A 20,555-nucleotide genomic window follows, 5' to 3' on the forward strand; every position below is an offset into this window, starting at 1 on the left:
ATGATTCAGGATTAATTTTTATTTGAAGGTTATTTTATGGTATAATTAATTGATTTTTAGATATTTAATTTTTATAACTTAAAATCTGAATCTTTAGATTTTAGTTTTTACTTTACCGGAAATTAACCTTTAGTACACATTTGGATAAAATTTGGTTTATGTGATTTTTCTATTATTTTGGAAAATAAACCTAAATATAATTTTATAATTCATATTATTTTCTATATTTTTACAACCTAATAGAAAATGATAAACAATTATTTTAATTAAAAAATAACTATATAGACATTTATAATTCTTAATTAAATTAAAATTATTCGTTTATTTAAAATATTTAGTAATATATTTAAAAATTCAAAATCCAAAGTAAATTATGAAAAGTGTTTCAGAATCTGGTTATCATTTAGACGGTGTTGATAAAGAGATTGTTTACATGCTAATGGATAACGCAAAAACTTCTCTTGCTCACATTTCAAAGCATGTAGGGATTTCTACTACAGCAGTTCATCAGAGAATCAAAAAATTGGAACAGGCTGGTGTAATAGAAAATTCTATCTCTTTCCTTAATCCAAGAAAAATAGGCTATAAAGTAGTTTCTTACATCGGAGTCTTCCTCGAGCAGCCAAGTCATTATCAAGATGCGATCAAAAATCTAAATCTTGTAAATGAGGTAGTAGAAGCACATTATACAACAGGAAATTACACTATATTTTTAAAAGTGCTTTGCAAGGATAACGATCATTTGATGCAGATCCTCAACAAAATTCAGAAACTGAAAGGTGTTACAAGAACAGAAACCTTTATCTCTCTGGAGCAAAGTATCAGCAGACAGTTGAAAGTTTAATAAAAATTGATATAATTATGAAAGGATGCAAGATATTTGTATCCTTTTTTTATTTTTGCACTTAATAGAAATCGCCTCTCTACGGCCTAAATCAATAAAAATCTGATTATGAAAATCAACCAATATTTAGATTCAACATATCTTAAAACGCCTTCTCAATCAGGTTTGTCAGAGGAAGAAACGTTTGAAAAAGTAAGAGAATTGACAGACGAAGCCATCACTTATAACTTCAAAGAAGTGATGATCCGTCCAAATTATGTAAAGCTTATCAAAGACTATCTGGTGTCAAAAAACGCTGACGTTTTGGTGGGAACTGTGATTGGTTTTCACGAAGGAACTTATTCTTTGGAAGAAAAACTGGCAGAAGCCAATCAGGCAATTTCGGATGGTGTGGATGAGCTGGATTACGTCATCAATTATGAGGCTTATAAATCCGGGGATCTCAATTTGGTTGAAAAAGAATTTGTAGAAGGAACTAAACTGGGACTACATTTCGGGAAACCCGTAAAGTGGATCATTGAGATTGCTGCACTTTCTGATGAGCAGATTGGTGACTTGACCGCTAACATCTGGAAATGGGCGCAAGCTAACTTTGAAGAAAAAGACTTCTCAAAAATCTTCGTAAAATCTTCCACAGGATTTTACGTTACAGAAGGCGGAAAACCAAACGGAGCAACATTCGAAGGTGTGAAAATTATGCTGGACAATGCCGGGAAACTCCCTGTAAAAGCAGCTGGCGGCGTGAAAACTCCCGATGATGCAGAAAAAATGATCACTTTAGGTATCCAAAGAATCGGAACTTCTGCTGCGAAAGCACTTCTGGGTGAAGGCGAAGCCGGAACCGGATATTGAAATTTATCTTTAAAAATCTAAACCTCCCGAAAGATCACTTTCCGGGAGGTTTTGTTTATTATTTACTCAATCAATGTCCGCCAAAAAAATCAAGCATCGTTTCCAAAGCATTTTTAGAATGCATCTTTTCTCCATTTTCAAGAGATTCTTTTGTTGCTTCTGAGGCTCTTTTTCTCATCTTAATTTCATACTCAGAGATGGCTTCTATCAGAGAATCATATTTTTCTAAAGTCAGATATTCGCTTAGTTCCAAAGCATCCAGCATCGCCATATTCGCACCTTCGCCAGCAAACGGTGGCATCACGTGAGCGGCGTCGCCAATCATCGTTAAGTTGGATTGAGTTTCCCAGGTTTGATCCAAAGGCATATAATTAATAGGACGCGGAACGAATGGCATTTCTGCATTCTCAAATAGTTCGTACCAGATTTCGCTCCATTCGGGATAAATGGTTTTGAACCAATCAAGAACTTGTGATCTGTTATTAAAGTCTAAACCACTTTTTGTTGCCCAATTTTCATCAGCTTTGAAACTTGCGTAAAAACCAAGATCGCCATTGCCTTTTTGTCCCATCAGAATATTTTTTTCACTCCCGAAAGCCATTATTTTTCCACCATTAATTAAACTGTCAATAGTTGGAACTTTGGATTTTGACTGATAAACATTACCTTCCAGCATCAGAATTCCAGAATAGACTGGTTTGATGCCTGTAATATATGGACGGATTTTGGAATTGGCGCCATCAGAACCGATTACGATGTCTGCATAAACTGAATATCTGTTTTTGAAATTTAATTTCCAGCCGTCACCTTGCTTTTCCATCGAGATAAAATGACTGTCCCAAATTACAGTTTCCGGCTCTAAAGATTCCAATAGTATTTTTCGTAAGGAACCGCGGTCAATCTCCGGACGGAAATATTCATCGCCAAAATTTTCCTCAATATTAGTTTCGTGATCGCTGTAAAATATTTTTGCCTGTTCGTTTAGGATTAATGTTTTGTCTGCGCCTGGAAGAAAATTTTGTTTGAATTGCGTTAAAAGATCAGCCTTACGAATTGCTGCTAAACCGGAGTCTTCGTGAAGATCCAGAGGCGAACCCTGGACTCTCGCATTTTTATCGAGATCTCTTTCATACACTTTAACATTGCCACCTTTCATTTGTAAAAGTCGTGCAAGAGTTAGTCCGCCGGGACCGCCGCCAACGATAGCGATTGATTTATTATTGATGAGCATAATTTTAAAATTTTATGCTGCAAAATTACTTGGTGTGATAAAGCAAAAATTGTAAAAAACGGTCGTTTTGGCTATTGATGCTGATAGAATTCGGTAATTAGTTTTTTATTCGCCGCAATTATTTTTCCGGAATCCGGCATATTTGGATTAAATATCAAATCGTAATTTTCATCCTTAGGTTTAAATTGATTCACGCCAAATGCAATACTATTTGGAGGAATATTTTTGGTAATAATAGAACCAGCACCAATCACAGAGTTTTCTCCAATTACAACTGGACCAAGAATTTTAGCTCCGTCAGCTATGGTTACATTTCTGCAAATAATGGGATTTCCAAGATTTTCCCATTCGTGACTGATTTTGTTGTATCTCAGGTTAGCACCAATCGAAACGTTCTGATAGATCACAACATTTTCACAAATTTTTGCCGCAACAATGGTGCAGCCTCTTGCGTGATGCGCAAATAAAACACTTCTGTCGATCTCGATGCAGTTAATCTCGCAGCAGTAGAGTTTTTCTAACAGGTTGTTTGCGATCTTTTTAAGGAATTTATATTTTGAATGGCAACTTATTTTAACAATAGTACTGAACATATTTTAAATTTTACCATGTAAAATTACTTGGTGTGATAAACCAAAAATTGTAAAAATCGGTCGTTTTGATTTTTGAATAATTCTTTGGGCGAAACGCCGGAGAGTTTTTTGATTTCCTTGATGAAGTGTGATTGGTCTGTGAAATTAAGCTGAGGATAAAGGTTGCCGTCTTTAATATGAAAAAGCGAAGCCTGAAAACGCAAAATATTGCAATAGAACTTAAGCGAAATTCCTAAATACTTTTTAAAATAACGGTTGATCTGCCGTTCTTCCCAGACTATTTTTTCGGACAATTCTTTGATGTTTATTTCGCCATCAGTTTCGAAGATAAGGTCGAATAATTTCTTTTTTCTTTCGTCAACTTCTGAGGGTAAAAGTGACTGGATTTTATTAGATGCTTTGTCACAAAATGCTTTGAAATCATCAAGATCATTAATGTTAAAATCCCAAAAATCATTCGGTAATTCCATTCCGCTGTTGACCAATTCTGCGATGGACTGATGAAGAATATATTCCAACGCAAGCGGATTGAAACTGATGGCAAAGAAAGAAATAATATCCATCTTTGGCGTTGGCTTGGGCTTAGTTTCCAAACCCATCAGCACAATTTGAAGCTGGTTGTTTTTTGTTTTGCAAAATAGCAAATCGATCTTCCCATTTGGGATGACGACGCCTTCTTTTTGGCTTGATAGATTTTGCAGGGACGAAAAACAATACACATAATCAGCAATGGATTGATCCGGTTTGATGAGTCTGTATTCTAATTCTTCGCCCATTTTATCTGCAAAATATTTTTTATTTGATGTCAGAAGGTTCCCAAAGTTCTATTTTATTATCATCCGCATCTAAGATGTGAACAAATTTTCCATAGTCAGAATCTTCGATTTCGTCAAGAACTGTCACACCATTTTCTCTTAGATTTTTCACCAGACCTTCAATATTCTGAACGCGGTAATTGATCATAAATTCCTTTTTAGAAGGAGAAAAATAACTGCTTCCGGTTTTGAACGGACTCCATTGCATAGACTCAATGATGTCGGGGTCATTATTGTTTCTTGATTCGAAAGTGGCGCCCCATTCTGTGGTGTCAATTCCAAGATTTTTAGCATACCAGTCTCTGGTTTCTTTTGGATCATCGGAGAAAAAGAAAATGCCGCCGATACCGGTTACTTTAGGCGTTTTGTCTGAGTTTTCCATAGTGTTTTGATTGATTCAGTTTATTTTAACCAAATATAAAAATTTTATCCCAACATTTATCCAGCCACCCAAACACTCACATTCCCTGCAGGACAAGGAAAATCTGCCCAGCCATTTTCATCAATCGTAATTTTGTCTTGCAAATGTCCTGTAAAATCATAGAAAGTTTGTCCGGCATAGCGTTTCCCAATTTCCATAGGCTTATGATAAGCATCTTTGTTGCTGATGACAACGGCACAGCCAGAATGTTCACCGTCGCCTTCACGAACCCAGCCGAGACAATGTGCATCCTCAAAATAATCTTTCTGATTGCCATAAGCGTAATCTCTTCTCGCTTTGATTAGCTCTTCTATGGCATCAACTTTATCAAGATGGATCTCATACTCGTTGCCGTCGTTGCCCTGATCTTTGTAGCTTGCACCATAAAGATCAGGATAGAAAACACAAGGATAGCCATCTTTTCTTAATAAAATCAAAGCATAAGCTAATGGTTTGAACCAGGTTTCAACCGGCGCTTCCAACGCCTGAAGCGGCTGTGTGTCGTGATTATCAACTACTGTTACGGATTTTTCCGGATGAGAAGCCACCAAGGTTTCATTAAAAATTTGTCTCAGATCATAATCCGGAGTTTTGGAAGCTGTGTGCAGATTATTCTGAAGAGAAGAATCGAAGAGACTCATACAGCCTTCTATAGAATCGATATAAGCTTCCAAAAGCGGTAGAAGTCCGGGAGCCCAATATTCGCCGACAGCAAAGATGTCTTTTCCCGTGTTTGCTCTTAGCGTGTAGAGCCATTCTTTATAAAAACCGGGCGAAATATGCTTCACGGCATCCAGTCTCACACCGTCGAAATCTGTCTGGTCGTGGTACCATTTTGCCCAATGGTTCAGTTCTTTGCGTACAAAGGGATTACGGTGTTCTATGTCATTATACATCAGGTAATCATAATTCCCTTTTTCATTATCGATGATTTCATCCCAACCATCACTGAAATCATTGAAGATTCTGTAAATCCCTGGATCCGCTCCTTCGGCATAATCTACGCCTGTAAAACAAGTAAAATCCCATTTGAAATTGGAATAGGTGTCGCCTCTTCCCGGAAAAGTAAATTTAGTAAAGGATTCTATCTCAATGACTTCAGAAATAACTTTTTCACGGTTGTTTTCGTCCACTTTTACCACTCGGAATTTCTCCAGCTCATCTCCTCCGGCTTTGTGGTTGAGAACAACGTCTGCAATTGCCTGGATGTTTTTTTCTTTCAAGGATTGGATGGCTAATAGATACTCATCTTTTGAACCATATTTTGTAACGACACTTCCTTTCTGGTCAAACTCTCCAATATCAAAAAGATCATAAGGAGAATAACCTACATCGTAATTACTCGTTGCTTTATAAGCCGGTGGCAGCCATGCTGCAGTGATGCCGAGGTCGGCAAGATATTGTGATTGATCTTTTACGTGTTTCCAAAGGAATGAGTCTCCATCAGTGTACCAATGGAAAAACTGTATCATAGTTCCGTTCATAAGAATGTAGATTTTTTCAGATTATTGATTTGATTTTTCAACCTATGAAAATATCAAGCCAAGGGAAGCCGAGCTATGATTTTGCCAGGCGAGCCTATAATTTTAATAGGTGAGCCTATGGTTTGTCTATGGCTTTTATTAATCCTCAAACTCCTCAAAAGGAATTTTCAGCTGAACAGAAACCTGTTTTTTTTCTTCTGTATTGAGGTTGGAAAGAGAAAGTCCTAAAAGACGAATGGCTTTGTCGTAAGGTCTCAGTTCCCAGAGATGTTTGGCGGTGTTATAGAATTTTTCTGCATTTTCAAAATAGAGATCCTGCGTTTTGCTTCTGGTGTAAAGTGTAAAATCTTTGTATTTTATTTTCAGAGTCAGGGTTTTTCCTTTGATTCCTTTTTTGCCTAGGCGCTCTTCCAGCTCCAGACTCAGCGATTTTAGTTTTTCATCGATCTCTTCATCTTCATTGATGTCGTCCCAAAACGTCCTTTCCACCGCTACACTTTTCTGGATTCGGTTGGGTTTTACTTCACCATTGTGGATGCCTCGGACAACATTGTAATAATATTTCCCGGATTTTCCAAAGAGTTTTTCCAGCTCGTCCAGGGATTTTGCCTTCAGGTCAGAACCTTTGAAGATGTGAAGCGTGTGCATTCTATTGGCAGTGACTTTTCCCACACCATAGAATTTTTCAATCGGGAGATTTTCCAGAAACTCATTAATCTTGGTTGGATGGATGGTTTTCTGCCCGTTTGGTTTGTTGATATCGGAAGCAACTTTTGCCAGAAATTTATTGACGGAAATTCCCGCAGAAGCCGTCAGTCCTGTTTCCTCGAAAATACGTTTCCTTATTTCTCTTGCGATATCATTGGCAGACTCGATGTCTTTTTTATTTTCTGTGACATCCAGGTAAGCTTCGTCCAGAGAAAGCGGTTCCACGAGATCTGTATATTCGTGGAAAATGCTTCTGATCTTATTTGAAATTTCTTTATAGCGCTGAAATCTCGGCTTTACGAAAATGAGATGCGGGCATTTTTCTCTAGCCGTTTTACTTGGCATTGCGGACCGAACGCCGAATTTCCTGGCTTCATAACTTGCTGCTGCAACCACGCCACGATGACCGCCTCCAACGGCAATGGCTTTCCCGCGCAGACTCGGATCGTCGAGTTGCTCTACGGAAGCATAAAAGGCATCCATATCTACGTGAATGATTTTGCGCTGCGGCTGCATTGGTTATATGGTTGTTGACAATTTATTATTTTGACAAAACTGCAGCCCGACTTGAGTGGAAATCCTTTTTTTTGCGGCTGGAAAAAGCCTTGGCAAAAAAGATTGACTTCGCCGAACCACTTCGTTAGGTTTGGGAACGGAAGGCGGAAAAGCTGCCATGAAATTTAAATAATCTAAAATATTTGAAGCAAATTTAATCAAAAAAAAATCCCGAAATTTTTCGGGATTATATTCTTTCTTTGGCAATCTTGATTATTTTTTATCTTTCAAATAATTGCTTGCATTCGTATTATTAGGATTTAGTTCCAGTGACTTTTTATAATTGATGATTGCGTCTTTGCGATTTCCTAATGCTTCCAAAGTTTCAGCGTAACTATCATAAACATTGGCACTATCAGGGAACAACAAGGTGTTTAGCTGGAAAACCTGCAATGCTTCATTTTTCTTTTCTTGTTCTAAAAGTTGATAGCCCCAGGAGTTGATTTCATCTTCAGACAGTTTAAAATCTTTGTTACTTTTTTTAATTTTGGAATAAAGTTTATAGCTATTTTGAAATTTATTTTCAATGAGTTGTTGACGTAATAATTTCAGATTTTTACTAAGACCGAAACCATTTTTAACTTTCATATCGGGAAAGTAAAAACCTGCAATTTCATCAATAAACCATTCGGGATTAGAACCTTGCAGATTAGTCAGGACTACAATCGAAAGTTTGTCTTGCGGATATACAAATAATGCTGAGCGCATCCCGCCAACAGGAGCTGCGGCAGGATGTTCTTCTCTAACGACTGTTGGCCAGCCTAGCGCATATCCATTGGTGAGTTTATTAAAACCATCGATATGTCCATCATTTAATTTTACGGAAGTGAAAAGCTCTTTAACGCTATTTTTATTCTGTAATAGTTTTCCGTCATTTAAGGCGATCAGCCATTTGCTTAAATCTTCTGAAGTGGAAATAATTCCTGTCGCAGTTCTGAAGAATACGGGAAAGGTTGCAAAAGCATTGTGTAGTTTTCCATCATTAATCCACTTCCCATCAATGTTGATAATCGTAGAATAAGCACCAGCATTATTTGGTACAATATCATTGGAGTCTCCAAACTGTGTAGAAGTCATTTGACAAGGCCGGAATTGGTTTTCTTCAATGAATTGTGTGAAATGTTTACCACTTAATTTTGTGATGATTCTTCCCAGAATATAATATCCGGTTTGGTTGTAACTAAATCTTTCGCCAGGTTTAGATTCCATTGGCAATGTCTTTACCAGTTCCCAGTTTTTATCTTCAATTCCGTTGCCTAAAACTTGTTCTTTTTCATCAATATTATTAGGAAGTCCGGACGTATTACTTAACAATTGTTTTATCGTAATGGATTTCCAATCATCAGGAATATCAGAAATGTATAGAGAAATAGAATCATCTGTTTTTAATTTACCTTGTTCCTGTAATTGCATAATCGCAACACCAACGAAGGCTTTTGTCATAGAATTAATCGAAAAAGCACTTTTTGAAATGGTGGGAACCTGATGTTCCAGATTGGCAAAGCCATAATTGCTTAATTTTTCTAATTTTCCATTTTTAATGACAGCCAACTGTAATCCAGGTATTTTTAGCTGTGTCATCTTATCTTTTATAAAAACGTCAATACTATCAGAAGTAGTTTGGGCTATCAGTTTATTTGATAATGCTACAACAGATATCAAAACAAGAAGTTTTCCGGTTGTGAAAAAATTTTTCATTTATAATCATTTATTAGCTAGACAAATATAAAAGCCTTTCTGTTACATGAGACTGTAAATTTTTAATCAAAAAAAATCCCGAAAAATTTTCGGGATGATGTGTTTATTTAATCAGCTTGTCAATCGTGGATTGGATTTCCGGATCATCTGGTGTTATGGCATAATATTTTGCAATAGCTGATTTCTGATCTACGACAATGTATCTCGGGATCCAGTTGAGGTCAACATAATTATTGAAATCGTTTTTCCAACCGGAAGCGAACCAGTAATTTTGTTTGTCCGTCATTTCAAATCTATCCAGACTTTTCAGGAAAGATTCCTGAGTCTTTTCCAAAGAAAGAAAAACAAAAGTTACATTCGGATTGTTTGCTTCCAATTCCTTTGCTTTTGGAAAAGCTTTAAGACAATCTTTGCACCAGCCTGCCCAGAAATCGAAGATCAGGACTTTGCCTTTGTGCTGCTTCAGGATTTCATTGATGGAAATTTCGTTTCCGTCTTTATCCTGTACTTTTTGAGCTAAAGCTTCTTTTGAAAATTTAGTTTTCAAAACTTTTGGAACTTCCTGAGAAAATCCGAACTGGAAAACCATGAGCAGCGTGTAGATTAGTATCCTCTTCATTTTTTTTATTTTGATAGATCGAAGTTAAGCAATAATCATGAAACCGGTTTGTAGTAAAGAATGAATGTATAGTTTGTATTGCTGAAATCAATTTCTGCTAATCATTAATTCAAAAAAATAATTTAAATGATATTTGAATTGGTAAAATATATTTTACTTTTGAAAAAAAATAATTAGTGGACAGCCTGGATTTTATCAAAAATAAATTTAAAAATTTTGACGAGGATTTTTATCGTGAAGTGAACGGAGAATGTATCACAACAACTGTAGAAGCTAAGCAGGAATTGATAAAAGAAGGGCAAAAAGTCACCCATATCCCCATACTGATAAGCGGTCTTGTAAAAGTGTTTACACTGAATGATGGTAAGGAACTGCTGTATTATTATATAGAACCTTCTGAGAGTTGCATTATGACATTTTCGTCTATTTTCACAGATAAAACAAGCAGAATCTATGCCTGTACAGAGGAAAAATCCGAAGTCTTGCTGCTGCCGGTTTCTCAATTTCTAATGTGGCTGATAAAATATCCGCAGCTGAATCAGGTCTTTTTCCTGGAATACGACCTGAGATATAAAACAATGATGGACACCATCAGTCAGGTTGTCTTCCAAAGACTGGACAAAAGGATTTTTGAATATCTGGGTCAGCGAATCAAAAGAAGTGGAAATCCGGTTTTGAAAATTTCTCATAAAAAAATAGCCGAAGATCTGGGAACTGCGAGAGAAGTGGTGAGCCGCATCCTAAAGAAATTTGAAAAGGAAGGATTGATTACACAAAGCTCATCGGGGATAGAAATTATTAATAAATAGTGATATTTGTCACCGTTTTTTTGAAGTAAGACTTCATATTTTTGGATCAAAGTGCCAATATGACTAAAACTTTCTTCATTATCTCTTTATTTGTTTCAATTTTTACCTTTGCGCAAGATGATTTATTAAAAGAAATCGATACAACTGCGGTAAAAGAAACCTACTCGCCAAGCTTCAAAGCCTTACAGGTCGTAACGGCACAATCTACAAAACTGCCGGCTAAAAAGGAATTCTATCTGGATATTTCTCACAGATTTGGCGATGTAAGCGATGGTTTTAAAAACTTTTTCGGTCTGGATAATGCGACTACAAAGCTGGGCGTTGTCTATGGACTTACAGATTGGATGTCGCTAAACTTTGCCAGACACACCTATCAAAAAACATATGAATTTGGAGCAAAGTACAGGCTCATCAAACAAGAAAACGAATCTCCTATAGATCTTGTCGGATATAATGTTCTGGATATTAATTCTGAGCTCAAGAAAAGCAATTTTCCAAACCTTGAATTTGCAGATCGATTCGCATACGTTTCGCAAGTTCTTATTTCAAGAAGATTTTCTGAAAATCTCAGTCTGCAGCTGACACCAAGCTATATTCACAAAAACCTGATAGATCCTTCTATTGATACGGAAAATCTTTTTTCCACAGGTTTGGGCGGCCGGTATAAAATCTCAAAAAGAGTCTCCATCAATGCCGAATATTTCTACAATTTCGAAGACAAGAACTTTTATAAAAATCCTTTTTCTGTAGGGATGGATATTGATACCGGCGGACATATTTTTCAGTTGGTTTTCAGTAATTCGCAAGCTAATACGGAAAGCGGCTATATCACCAATGCAACCGGAGACTGGCTGAAAGGGCATTTCTTTTTCGGATTTAATTTATACAGAGTTTTTTAAAAGTAAAGGATGAAACATATTATAAAATTTTCAGTATTTGTTCTGGTAATTTCCACATTCGTTGGCTGTGATACCAAGACCTATGACGATATTTCTGACCAGACACCAATTACAGAAACTATAACTTACAACAAGGATATAAAGACCATTGTGCAGAATAACTGTGTGGTGTGTCATTCTCCAACAGGATCCAATCCTTATTTTCCTCTTACGGATTACACTGCTACTAAAAATGCGATAGATAATATCCTTGACAGAATACAACGTGCCAATGGTGATCCGGAAAAAATGCCACAAGGTGGGACATTGTCTCAGGACAATATTAATGTATTTAAAAAATGGAAAGCCGACGGATTATTAGAAAATTAATTAAAAAAAACAGAGATAATGAAACCTATCATTTTAATAACAAGCATCTTTCTGACAACGACTCTTGCTTTCGCCCAGAAATATTCTACCAAAACAGGGAAGGTTGCTTTTGAAGCCTCGGTTCCGCTTTTTGAAGATGTATATGCAGAAAATAATGCTGCTACGGTAATCTTAAATGCAGACACAGGAGAAATAGCATCGCTGGCCATGGTAAAAGATTTTAAATTCAAGACCAGTTTGATGCAGGAACATTTCAATGAAAATTATGCAGAAACTGCGAAATATCCCAAAACAAGTTTCAAAGGAAAAATTTCGAATTTTAATAAAGGTGATCTTTCTGCAAAACCAAAAACATACACTGTTACCGGAACACTTAATTTTCACGGTGTCGATAGGCCAGTTCAATCTTCTGCCACTGTTTATCTGAAAGATGATAAGATAATTGTCCAGGGAAAATTTGTTGCAAAGCCTGCAGATTTCAAAGTGAAAATCCCGAAAATGGTAATGGCGAAAATTGCAGAAAATGTAGATGTGAATTATAACTTTACCCTTCAGAAATAATGAAAAAACATCTTTTTTTATTGTTTTTAATTCTTGGTAACTTATGTTTTGCTCAAGACAAAAATGTATTTGACATTGCAAGGAGCGGGACTGTGCAGGAAATCGAAGCATTAGCAAAACAAAATCCGGATGTTCTTAATTCTGTTAATCAAATGGGTTTTTCACCACTGATCCTCGCTTGCTACAGAGGTAATGTTGAAGTTGCAAAATACCTGATAGAACATACAAAAGATATCAACTATCTCAGTCCGGAGGGAACGGCTTTGGCCTCCCTTTGTATCAATTATAACAAAGAATTGGTAGAGAAACTATTAGCTAAAAAAGCAGATCCTAATATTCAGGACTCTCAGGGTAATACACCACTTTTATGGGCTGTAAAAAGGAATAATATCGAACTTATAAGTCTTTTGCTAAAGAACAAAGCGGATATTAATATAAAAGATTCTATGGGAATTTCTGCTTTTGAATATGCCATAAAATCTAATAATACCGAATTAATTAATCTTCTAAAACATTAAAAATATGACTAAAAACTTACTAAAGATGATTCCGCTGCTTATTGGTGGAACTATGTTTTCTCAATTTTCTACAGGCGTTGTCAGTCTGCCGACAACTGCTATGACAATAAAAATTGACGTGGATCCAACTAATGTTACAATGACACTCACGGGTAGCAGTACGGCGTGGTTAGGTGTAGGATTCGGTCCGGATGGGATGGCTGCCGGAACTGATGGATTTATCTATAACAGCTCGGCTAACAGAGATTATATGTTCAACGGGATTGGTGTAACACCTTCTGCAGATGCCGCGCAAAACTGGACAGAGCAGTCTAATACAGTTGCCTCTGGCGTGAGAACATTGGTGGTGAAAAGAACACTTGCAGGTGGTTCCGGTGATAAAGCATTTACGAATGCAGCAGGAACGTTAGATATTTTTTACGGTAAGGGCACTTCTACCAATTTAGCTTATCATGGAGCTGGAAACAAAGATTTTGCTACACTTACTTTCTCTCCAAGTTTAGCGGTTGATGAATCAAGTCTGGCTGCAAATAAAGTCACTATTTATCCGAACCCGGTAAAAGATGTTCTGAGCTTTACAAATGCTGATAAAATAAAATCTGTAAGGATATTTGATGCGGCGGGAAAACAATTGCCTGTTCAGAAAAGTGTTTCAAATCTGAATGTTTCTACACTTGTCAAAGGCGTTTACTTTGTCGAAGTTGAAAAACTGGATGGAACTGTAGCTTATGAAAAATTTATTAAAAACTAAATAAAAAAGTCTGATCAGGTAAAATTGATCAGACTTTTATTTTTTTGAATATTATTTAGAAGAAATAAGTTCTCCGTTTTATTTATTGTAATTCTTTACAAGACCTTTTACAATTTTGATCACATTCGGCATTGCTTTGTTAGCCGCTTCCAATACCTCTTCGTGAGAAACAGCAAAAGCGATTTCCGGCCCGCCAAGATCTGTGATGATTGATAAACAGAAACAATCCATTCCCTGATGTTTTGCAACAATCACTTCCGGAACGGTGCTCATCCCGACCGCATCGCCGCCGATCGCTCTTATCATTCCATATTCTGCCGGTGTCTCGAAAGTTGGTCCTGATAAAGCCACATAAACACCTTCTTTGATATCAATATTTTCTTCAACAGCGATTGACTTTGCAAGTTCGATCATTTTGCGGTTATAAGGTTCGCTCATATCTACAAAACGAGGTCCGAGTTCATCTATGTTTTTTCCTCTCAAAGGATGTTCCGGCAGCATATTGATATGATCTGTCAGAATCATAATGTCAGCCACTTTGAAATTTGGGTTTACACCGCCGCAAGCGTTGGAAAGAATCAGATTTTTAATTCCTAACAAATGAAAAACTCTGAAAGGAAAAGTAACGGTTTCTATCGAATGACCCTCGTAATAATGAAAACGACCGCTCATCATCAAAACTTTTTTGCCTTCAAGGATTCCGTAGATCAATTTCCCGCCGTGACCAACAACTGTAGTCTGAGGAAAATTAGGAATGTTCTTATAATCCAAAGTGTGAATAGCCTCAACCTCATATTGAAGTTTGCCTAATCCGGAACCTAATACAATTGCAAAATCCGGTGTTTCACCAATGATATTCCTGATAAATTCTGCTGTTTCTTTATACTTTTCTAACATAGTTTTGAATGATCTTATTAAAGTCTTCGCGCTTGTCAATCTCTACATTGATGGGCCAATAAAAAATCTTGTTCCGAAGATAATCAAAAGTCTTAAGTCGGACATAATCTTTTTCGGTTGTCAAAATTACCTTGTATTCACCTAGTTTTTTGTATTCTGTCGAGATTTTTTTGATGTCATCATCGGTAAAATTATGGTGATCTTTATATTGCAGATGCTTTACTTTTTTGTTGTATTTGGCAATCTCTTTTAATAATTGTGATGGATTTGCAATTCCTGTAATCAACAGAACATCATAATAATCCAGATTTTTCACCGGCATCATACTATCGAGTCCCATAATATTTTCGTCATACGCAATCGCAGAGAAAAAACTTTTTGGTAATGCTGAGGTCGGATTCTGGAGATGTAATATTGTTTTTTCTCTTCGGTAAGATCATCCGGACATTTGGTAACCATTATGATGTTGGCACGGCTCATTCCGTTTCGGCTTTCGCGAAGATCACCTGCTGGAAGGATGAAATCTTTGAAATAAGGATCATTATAATCTGTCAAAAGTAGATTCATTCCCGGTTGTATTGCACGATGCTGAAAGCTGTCATCCAAAAGAAGAACTTCCAGATCCATATCAGAAATGATTTTTTTAGCTCCGTAAACGCGGTCTTCGCAAACACCAATCACGAAGCGATTACGAAAACGCTCAAACAGTTGCATTGGTTCATCACCAACCAATTTATAATTGCTGTCGTAATTCACAATGCCGTATCCTTTTGTAATTCTTCCATATCCACGGGAAAGCACGCCTGTTCTGTAATATTTGGAGAGATATTCTGCCAGATACATTACCATAGGCGATTTTCCGCTGCCGCCAACAGACAGGTTTCCGACACCTATTATAGGTGTTTTGAATTTCGAAGAAGAAAATAATCCCCAATCAAACATTCGGTTTCTGATAGAAGTGCCGAGATGATAACCTAGGGAAAAAGGGTAGAGATACCATCTTTTCATAGATTGCAAAAATACAATTTTCAAATTTCTAATGGCAAGAATTTTAAAGACTAAATTGTTAAAATTGAACCTTTATTACAAATAGATATAAACCTTATATTTGTAGTCTTATAAATATTGAATATGATATTATCTATGACAGGTTTCGGCAGAGCCGAAACTGTTTATGAAGGCACCAAAATAACGGTGGACATCAAGTCGCTGAACAGCAAAAACTTTGATCTGAATGTCAAAACACCACTTAGATATAAAGAAAAAGAATTCGAAATCAGGAAACTTCTCAACGATAAAATTCTTCGTGGAAAAGTAGACTGCTACATCAATTGTGAAAGTCTGGAAGTCAGCAATGATGTGAAGATCAACGAAGATATCGTTAAAAACTACATGGATCAGCTAAGAGCTGTTGCTTCTGATGCACCTGAATTTGAATATCTGAAAATGGCTGTTAGAATGCCGGATGTTTTATCAACAAAAAACTCTGATCTTGATGAAAACGAATGGAAATCACTTCTCGAAGTTGTTCAGGATTCCGTTTCTAAATTCATAGAATTCCGCCAGACAGAAGGTAATAATCTGGCTGAAGAAATCGAAAAAATCGTTCAGAATATTGAGAATAATCTGAATCAGGTTGCTCAATATGAAGAAGAAAGAATTCAGCCTATCAAAGACCGTTATCAGTCTGCGCTTAAGAATTTCGAAAATATTGACGAAACAAGATATTATCAGGAGATGGTATATTTTGTGGAAAAGCTTGACATTTCTGAAGAAAAAGTAAGACTTTCACAACACATCAAATATTATCTGGAAGTCATGAGAAACGAAGATTTCAACGGGAAAAAACTAGGTTTTATCGCTCAGGAAATGGGACGAGAAATTAACACTTTAGGATCGAAAGCCAACCATTCTGAAATACAGAAATTGGTAGTGGAAATGAAAGATGATCTGGAGAAAATCAAAGAACAAACGCTGAACGTTTTGTAATGAAAAAGGAGAAAGTTATCATATTCTCAGCACCTTCCGGAAGTGGAAAAACAACCTTGGTAAAACACGGTTTGTCTGTTGTGCCGGAACTCAGTTTCTCTATTTCTGCCACCACAAGACAGCCGCGAGGTGATGAAAAACATGCCGACGATTATTATTTCCTGACGCCTGAAGAATTCAGAACCAAAATTTCCAAGGATGAATTTGTGGAATTCGAAGAAGTTTACACCGACAAATACTATGGAACGCTTAAATCCGAGGTCGAAAGAATCTGGAACCAGGGCAAAGTTGTCATCTTCGATGTTGATGTAAAAGGCGGAATCAAACTGAAAGAGATCTTTGGAGACAAAGCGTTATCGATTTTCGTAATGCCGCCAAGTATTGCAGAGTTGGAACAGAGATTGATCAAAAGAAATACCGACTGCGCAGAAACAATTAAGACACGTGTTGAAAAAGCCGAAGAAGAAATGACCTATCAGAATCATTTTGATAAAATCATCATCAATACAGATCTTGACAAGGCAAAAGCGGAAGTCGAGAAAATAATTAATAACTTTATAAACGATTAATTTAGCTGCTGGCAATTAGCTATTTGCTTTTAGCTGATGATCTTTAATTAGAATTAAACAGATGAAAAATACATTAGACACTGCTATAAATAATATGCCTGTCAAAGGTTTTCTGGATCTTAAAGAATTTGCGATCCCAACCGGCGACGATTTGGTAAAAGCAATTTTGGATCTTAAAAAAGAAAAAAATGCCGTTATTCTGGCGCATTATTATCAGCCGGGACCTATTCAGGATATTGCCGATTTTCTTGGAGATTCTTTGCAATTGGCGAGACAAGCCAAGGAAACCGATGCCGATATGATTGCATTTTGCGGCGTTCACTTTATGGCAGAAGCAGCGAAGATCCTTAATCCAACCAAAAAAGTTGTTCTTCCGGATACTTTGGCTGGTTGTTCTTTAGCAGACGGATGTTCCGCAGAAGGCCTCAACAAAATGCGTGAGCAATATCCAAATGCACTGGTTGCAACATACATCAACTGTAATGCAGAAACTAAAGCGGCTTCAGACATCATTGTAACGAGTTCCAACGCTGAGCAAATTATAGAAGCTTTGCCAAAAGACCGACCGATTATCTTCGCTCCGGACAAGAATCTTGGGCGTTATCTCAGTAAGAAAACAGGCCGTGATATGATTCTTTGGGACGGGAGCTGCATCGTACACGAGGCGTTTTCTATGGAACGTATCGCCAAACAACTAGCAGATCACCCAAATGCAAAACTCATTGCACATCCGGAAAGCGAATCACCGGTTTTGGAATTGGCGCATTTCATCGGATCAACTTCTGCACTTCTTAATTATGTAGAACAGGATGATTGTCAACAATTTATCATCGCAACAGAGGAAGGGATTCTTCACGAAATGAGAAAACGAGCACCGCATAAAGAACTGATTCCGGCTCTTGTTTTTGACGAAAGCTGCAACTGCTCCGAGTGTTTTTATATGAAACGAAATACCCTGGAAAAACTTTATCTCTGTATGAAATACGAACTACCGGAGATCAAAATGGATGAAGATATTCGCTTGAAAGCATTGAAACCTATTGAAGCAATGCTTGAACTTTCCAAAAGCATCAAATAAAATTATAAACCTTGTCTTAACCGATGAGGTTTTTCTTTGTCAAAGTTCAAATCTTTGACAAAGTTTGTAAGATAGAATTTAATAATAAAAAAATTGGGCAATCCCTCGCCAATTATCAGCAGCCGCTCGGGTCGGGCTAAGAGTTTATCCTGAGCCTGTCGAAGGATTGTAATCTTTTTTTGTGAAAGACTTTTTCCAACTTAGTTAAACTTTATCAAAACCACAAAAAAGGATTTCCACTAATATCCCTATTGCAGCTGCACAGGAAATTGTCATTCTGGAAGAATATAAACTGCTGTTGAGATTCTTTCAGAATGACAAACTGTGTGTTAAGATTCATTTCTTTTCTAAGCGAAGCACCTTTGTGAACCTTAAAATATTTTCAATAAAATAGAAAAAGCTTTGTGAACTTTGTGTTCAGAAATTTTTTACTTTTAGCAAATGAAATCAAAAATAATCCTCGAAGACATAAAAATCTATGCTTATCACGGTGTTTTGCCGGAAGAAGCCATTATCGGGAATCATTATGTTGTGATTCTGGAAGTTCATGCAGATCTCGAGAAAGCTTCACAATCTGATGATCTTAATGACACAATTAATTACGATGAAATCAATGAAATCATACATCAGGAAATGGCAATCCGGTCTCAACTTTTGGAACACGTCATTGGACGAATCATTAATAAAATTGAAAGTCAGTTTCCTCAGATTACATTCATAAAAATCAAATTAACCAAAACTATTCCACCGATGAAAGGCGAAATGAAAGGTGTAAGTCTGGAATTTGAGAAGGAAATAAAATAAGTCTTCGAGAATCTCAGACTGACAGCGTTGATATCTCAAATCCGATTAGATTGACATTGCGAGAATAATATTTCTAAGTTTGCTGGGTATCGTTGAGGTCTTCGAAAGCCTAAGACTGCGAGGAAATAACTAAAAATCATTTAGTATGTCATTCTGAGATTCTCGGATAATTTTATATTAAAATGTTAATGAAATCTTAAAATCTGGTATTACATTTGATGCAAAAGGTTCAAATACAAAATTTTATGAGAACATACATTGCAGTTGGAATTGCTGCATTAGGTTTTATTATTGCGTCAGCTTTGTTAGGAAGTGCCATAAAAAACAGAAACAAATCCGAAAATACAATTTCTGTAACAGGACTTGGATCCAAAAAGTTTACTTCTGATCTTATCACTTGGTCGGGCAGTTTTTCCAAAAATAGTTTTGAGCTCAAAACGGCTTATGATGCTTTGGCTGTTGACAGAAAAGTAATCTCCGATTATCTGAAATCGAAAGGCATTAAAGAAAATGAAATGGTTTTTTCGGCAGTTGATATTCAGAAACAATTCAGAAGTTTTACTGATGCAAGCGGAACTTATCAGCAGGGAGAATTTGCTGGTTATAATCTCACTCAGAGTGTTTCCATCAAATCCAAAGAAGTAACAAAGATTGAAAATATCTCCAGAAATATTACAGAAATCATCAATCGCGGGATTGAGTTCACCTCATCTTCGCCACAATATTTCTATACAAAACTATCCGAAGTGAAGCAGGAAATGATTGCTGATGCTACAAAAGACGCAAAAGAGCGCGCAGGAAAAATTGCTGAAAATGCAGGAAGCGACCTTGGGAATCTGAAAAAAGCAACAATGGGCGTGATCCAGATTACAGCTCCGAACTCCAACGAAGATTATTCCTACGGTGGAACTTACAATACGACTTCCAAAGAAAAAGAAGCGAGTATTACGATAAAATTAGAATACGAAGTAGATTAATTAGAGGGGGCATATTTTGCTCCTTTATTGTTTTGTCTTACTATCAAAAACCAGAGTCACAGGTCCGTCATTAATCAATGAAACTTGCATATCTGCCCGAAAATTCCGCTTTCTATTTTCAGTCCGGATTTTTTCAGTTCTTCTTTGAAGTATTGGAATAATGGAATGGCTTTTTCCGGTTTTGCCGCCTTGATATATGATGGGCGATTGCCTTTTTTGTAATCCGAAATCAAGGTGAACTGGCTGATGCAAAGGATCTCGCCGTTGATTTCTTTTACAGATTGATTCATTTTTCCGGCTTCATCAGAAAATACCCGAATGTTGATCACTTTTTTCACAAGCCAGTCTGCATCTGTTTTTTCATCTTCTTCATCAACGCCGATTAACAGCATTAAACCTTCCCCGATTTCCCCGACAATCTGATTGTCAACTTTTACACTCGCTTCGGAAACACGCTGGAGTACGACTTTCATATAAGATTAATTGAAATTAAAATTTGAAATCAAATAAAAAA

At 36.6% G+C, this 20,555-nt stretch carries 23 protein-coding genes and 2 pseudogenes; 13 read left to right on the forward strand and 12 right to left on the reverse strand.

What is annotated here, in order from left to right:
* The first annotated feature begins 373 nt into the window (after positions 1–373).
* Both ACFJGY_RS04680 and deoC read left to right on the forward strand, forming a co-directional pair.
* Positions 374–844, forward strand: coding sequence for an Lrp/AsnC ligand binding domain-containing protein (locus ACFJGY_RS04680; RefSeq protein ID WP_379968607.1), 471 nt, complete (start codon positions 374–376; stop codon positions 842–844).
* A gap of 105 nt (positions 845–949) precedes the next feature.
* Positions 950–1,696 (forward strand): deoxyribose-phosphate aldolase, encoded by a 747-nt coding sequence (gene deoC, locus ACFJGY_RS04685; RefSeq protein ID WP_379970101.1) that lies wholly within the window; start codon positions 950–952, stop codon positions 1,694–1,696.
* Positions 1,697–1,766: 70 nt separating this feature from the next.
* Here deoC and ACFJGY_RS04690 read toward each other — a convergent pair whose 3' ends face one another.
* The 9 genes from ACFJGY_RS04690 to ACFJGY_RS04730 all read right to left on the reverse strand — a co-directional run bounded on the left by ACFJGY_RS04690 (position 1,767) and on the right by ACFJGY_RS04730 (position 9,820).
* Positions 1,767–2,927 (reverse strand): FAD-dependent oxidoreductase, encoded by a 1,161-nt coding sequence (locus ACFJGY_RS04690; RefSeq protein ID WP_379968609.1) that lies wholly within the window; start codon positions 2,925–2,927, stop codon positions 1,767–1,769.
* 71 nt (positions 2,928–2,998) lie between these two features.
* A complete protein-coding gene (locus ACFJGY_RS04695) occupies positions 2,999–3,520 on the reverse strand; it encodes a serine O-acetyltransferase (protein WP_379968611.1) in 522 nt (173 codons plus the stop codon).
* Between the two features lie 23 nt (positions 3,521–3,543).
* Positions 3,544–4,296: a DUF6597 domain-containing transcriptional factor gene (locus tag ACFJGY_RS04700; RefSeq protein ID WP_379968613.1), complete on the reverse strand. Its 753-nt coding sequence runs from the start codon at positions 4,294–4,296 to the stop codon at positions 3,544–3,546.
* Positions 4,297–4,315: 19 nt separating this feature from the next.
* Positions 4,316–4,717 (reverse strand): VOC family protein, encoded by a 402-nt coding sequence (locus tag ACFJGY_RS04705; protein ID WP_379968615.1) that lies wholly within the window; start codon positions 4,715–4,717, stop codon positions 4,316–4,318.
* A gap of 56 nt (positions 4,718–4,773) precedes the next feature.
* Positions 4,774–6,228, reverse strand: coding sequence for an alpha-amylase (locus ACFJGY_RS04710; RefSeq protein WP_379968617.1), 1,455 nt, complete (start codon positions 6,226–6,228; stop codon positions 4,774–4,776).
* A gap of 150 nt (positions 6,229–6,378) precedes the next feature.
* Positions 6,379–7,464 carry a DNA polymerase IV gene (dinB, locus tag ACFJGY_RS04715; RefSeq protein ID WP_379968619.1) on the reverse strand — a complete coding sequence of 362 codons (1,086 nt, stop codon included), beginning with the start codon at positions 7,462–7,464 and terminating at the stop codon, positions 6,379–6,381.
* A gap of 3 nt (positions 7,465–7,467) precedes the next feature.
* Positions 7,468–7,710 (reverse strand): hypothetical protein, encoded by a 243-nt coding sequence (locus ACFJGY_RS04720; RefSeq protein WP_379968621.1) that lies wholly within the window; start codon positions 7,708–7,710, stop codon positions 7,468–7,470.
* A 6-nt stretch (positions 7,711–7,716) separates the two neighbouring features.
* Positions 7,717–9,201 (reverse strand): serine hydrolase, encoded by a 1,485-nt coding sequence (locus tag ACFJGY_RS04725; protein ID WP_379968623.1) that lies wholly within the window; start codon positions 9,199–9,201, stop codon positions 7,717–7,719.
* A gap of 103 nt (positions 9,202–9,304) precedes the next feature.
* Entirely contained in the window at positions 9,305–9,820 is a 516-nt protein-coding gene (locus ACFJGY_RS04730; protein ID WP_379968625.1) for a TlpA family protein disulfide reductase, read from the reverse strand.
* Between the two features lie 176 nt (positions 9,821–9,996).
* On the opposite strand from ACFJGY_RS04730, the gene ACFJGY_RS04735 reads away from it, so the two are divergent.
* The 6 genes from ACFJGY_RS04735 to ACFJGY_RS04760 are packed head-to-tail and all read left to right on the forward strand — an operon-like array spanning position 9,997 to position 13,727.
* The gene (locus ACFJGY_RS04735; protein WP_379968627.1) at positions 9,997–10,629 is read left to right on the forward strand and encodes a Crp/Fnr family transcriptional regulator; all 633 of its coding nucleotides are present in this window, start codon (positions 9,997–9,999) and stop codon (positions 10,627–10,629) included.
* Positions 10,630–10,688: 59 nt separating this feature from the next.
* Positions 10,689–11,528, forward strand: coding sequence for a DUF5777 family beta-barrel protein (locus ACFJGY_RS04740; RefSeq protein WP_379968629.1), 840 nt, complete (start codon positions 10,689–10,691; stop codon positions 11,526–11,528).
* Between the two features lie 9 nt (positions 11,529–11,537).
* Positions 11,538–11,897: a c-type cytochrome gene (locus tag ACFJGY_RS04745; protein ID WP_379968631.1), complete on the forward strand. Its 360-nt coding sequence runs from the start codon at positions 11,538–11,540 to the stop codon at positions 11,895–11,897.
* Between the two features lie 18 nt (positions 11,898–11,915).
* Entirely contained in the window at positions 11,916–12,458 is a 543-nt protein-coding gene (locus tag ACFJGY_RS04750; protein ID WP_379968633.1) for a YceI family protein, read from the forward strand.
* Positions 12,458–12,976, forward strand: a complete 519-nt coding sequence (locus ACFJGY_RS04755) for an ankyrin repeat domain-containing protein (protein ID WP_379968635.1) — start codon at positions 12,458–12,460, stop codon at positions 12,974–12,976. The genes ACFJGY_RS04750 and ACFJGY_RS04755 overlap by 1 nt, the downstream gene beginning before the upstream one ends.
* A 4-nt stretch (positions 12,977–12,980) precedes the next feature.
* Positions 12,981–13,727, forward strand: coding sequence for a T9SS type A sorting domain-containing protein (locus tag ACFJGY_RS04760; protein ID WP_379968637.1), 747 nt, complete (start codon positions 12,981–12,983; stop codon positions 13,725–13,727).
* A 78-nt stretch (positions 13,728–13,805) separates the two neighbouring features.
* On the opposite strand, the gene ACFJGY_RS04765 is transcribed toward ACFJGY_RS04760, so the two are convergent.
* Positions 13,806–14,624, reverse strand: a complete 819-nt coding sequence (locus ACFJGY_RS04765; RefSeq protein WP_379968639.1) for a purine-nucleoside phosphorylase — start codon at positions 14,622–14,624, stop codon at positions 13,806–13,808.
* Positions 14,608–15,632, reverse strand: a pseudogene (lpxK, locus tag ACFJGY_RS04770) (tetraacyldisaccharide 4'-kinase). Before lpxK ends, ACFJGY_RS04765 begins: the two are co-directional and overlap by 17 nt.
* Positions 15,633–15,755: 123 nt before the next feature.
* Here lpxK and ACFJGY_RS04775 point away from each other — a divergent pair.
* The 5 genes from ACFJGY_RS04775 to ACFJGY_RS04795 all read left to right on the forward strand — a co-directional run bounded on the left by ACFJGY_RS04775 (position 15,756) and on the right by ACFJGY_RS04795 (position 20,041).
* Positions 15,756–16,613: a YicC/YloC family endoribonuclease gene (locus ACFJGY_RS04775; RefSeq protein WP_379970103.1), complete on the forward strand. Its 858-nt coding sequence runs from the start codon at positions 15,756–15,758 to the stop codon at positions 16,611–16,613.
* Positions 16,613–17,182: a guanylate kinase gene (gmk, locus tag ACFJGY_RS04780; RefSeq protein WP_379968641.1), complete on the forward strand. Its 570-nt coding sequence runs from the start codon at positions 16,613–16,615 to the stop codon at positions 17,180–17,182. Before ACFJGY_RS04775 ends, gmk begins: the two co-directional genes overlap by 1 nt.
* Before the next feature lie 61 nt (positions 17,183–17,243).
* A complete protein-coding gene (gene nadA, locus ACFJGY_RS04785; RefSeq protein WP_379968643.1) occupies positions 17,244–18,260 on the forward strand; it encodes a quinolinate synthase NadA in 1,017 nt (338 codons plus the stop codon).
* Between the two features lie 441 nt (positions 18,261–18,701).
* Positions 18,702–19,064: a dihydroneopterin aldolase gene (folB, locus tag ACFJGY_RS04790; protein ID WP_379968645.1), complete on the forward strand. Its 363-nt coding sequence runs from the start codon at positions 18,702–18,704 to the stop codon at positions 19,062–19,064.
* Between the two features lie 245 nt (positions 19,065–19,309).
* Positions 19,310–20,041 (forward strand): SIMPL domain-containing protein, encoded by a 732-nt coding sequence (locus ACFJGY_RS04795; protein ID WP_379968647.1) that lies wholly within the window; start codon positions 19,310–19,312, stop codon positions 20,039–20,041.
* Between the two features lie 24 nt (positions 20,042–20,065).
* Here ACFJGY_RS04795 and dtd read toward each other — a convergent pair.
* A pseudogene (gene dtd, locus ACFJGY_RS04800) lies at positions 20,066–20,514 on the reverse strand (D-aminoacyl-tRNA deacylase).
* Between the last annotated feature and the right edge of the window lie 41 nt (positions 20,515–20,555).

It is taken from the genome of Epilithonimonas sp. UC225_85, assembly GCF_042695135.1.
GTDB lineage: Bacteria > Bacteroidota > Bacteroidia > Flavobacteriales > Weeksellaceae > Epilithonimonas.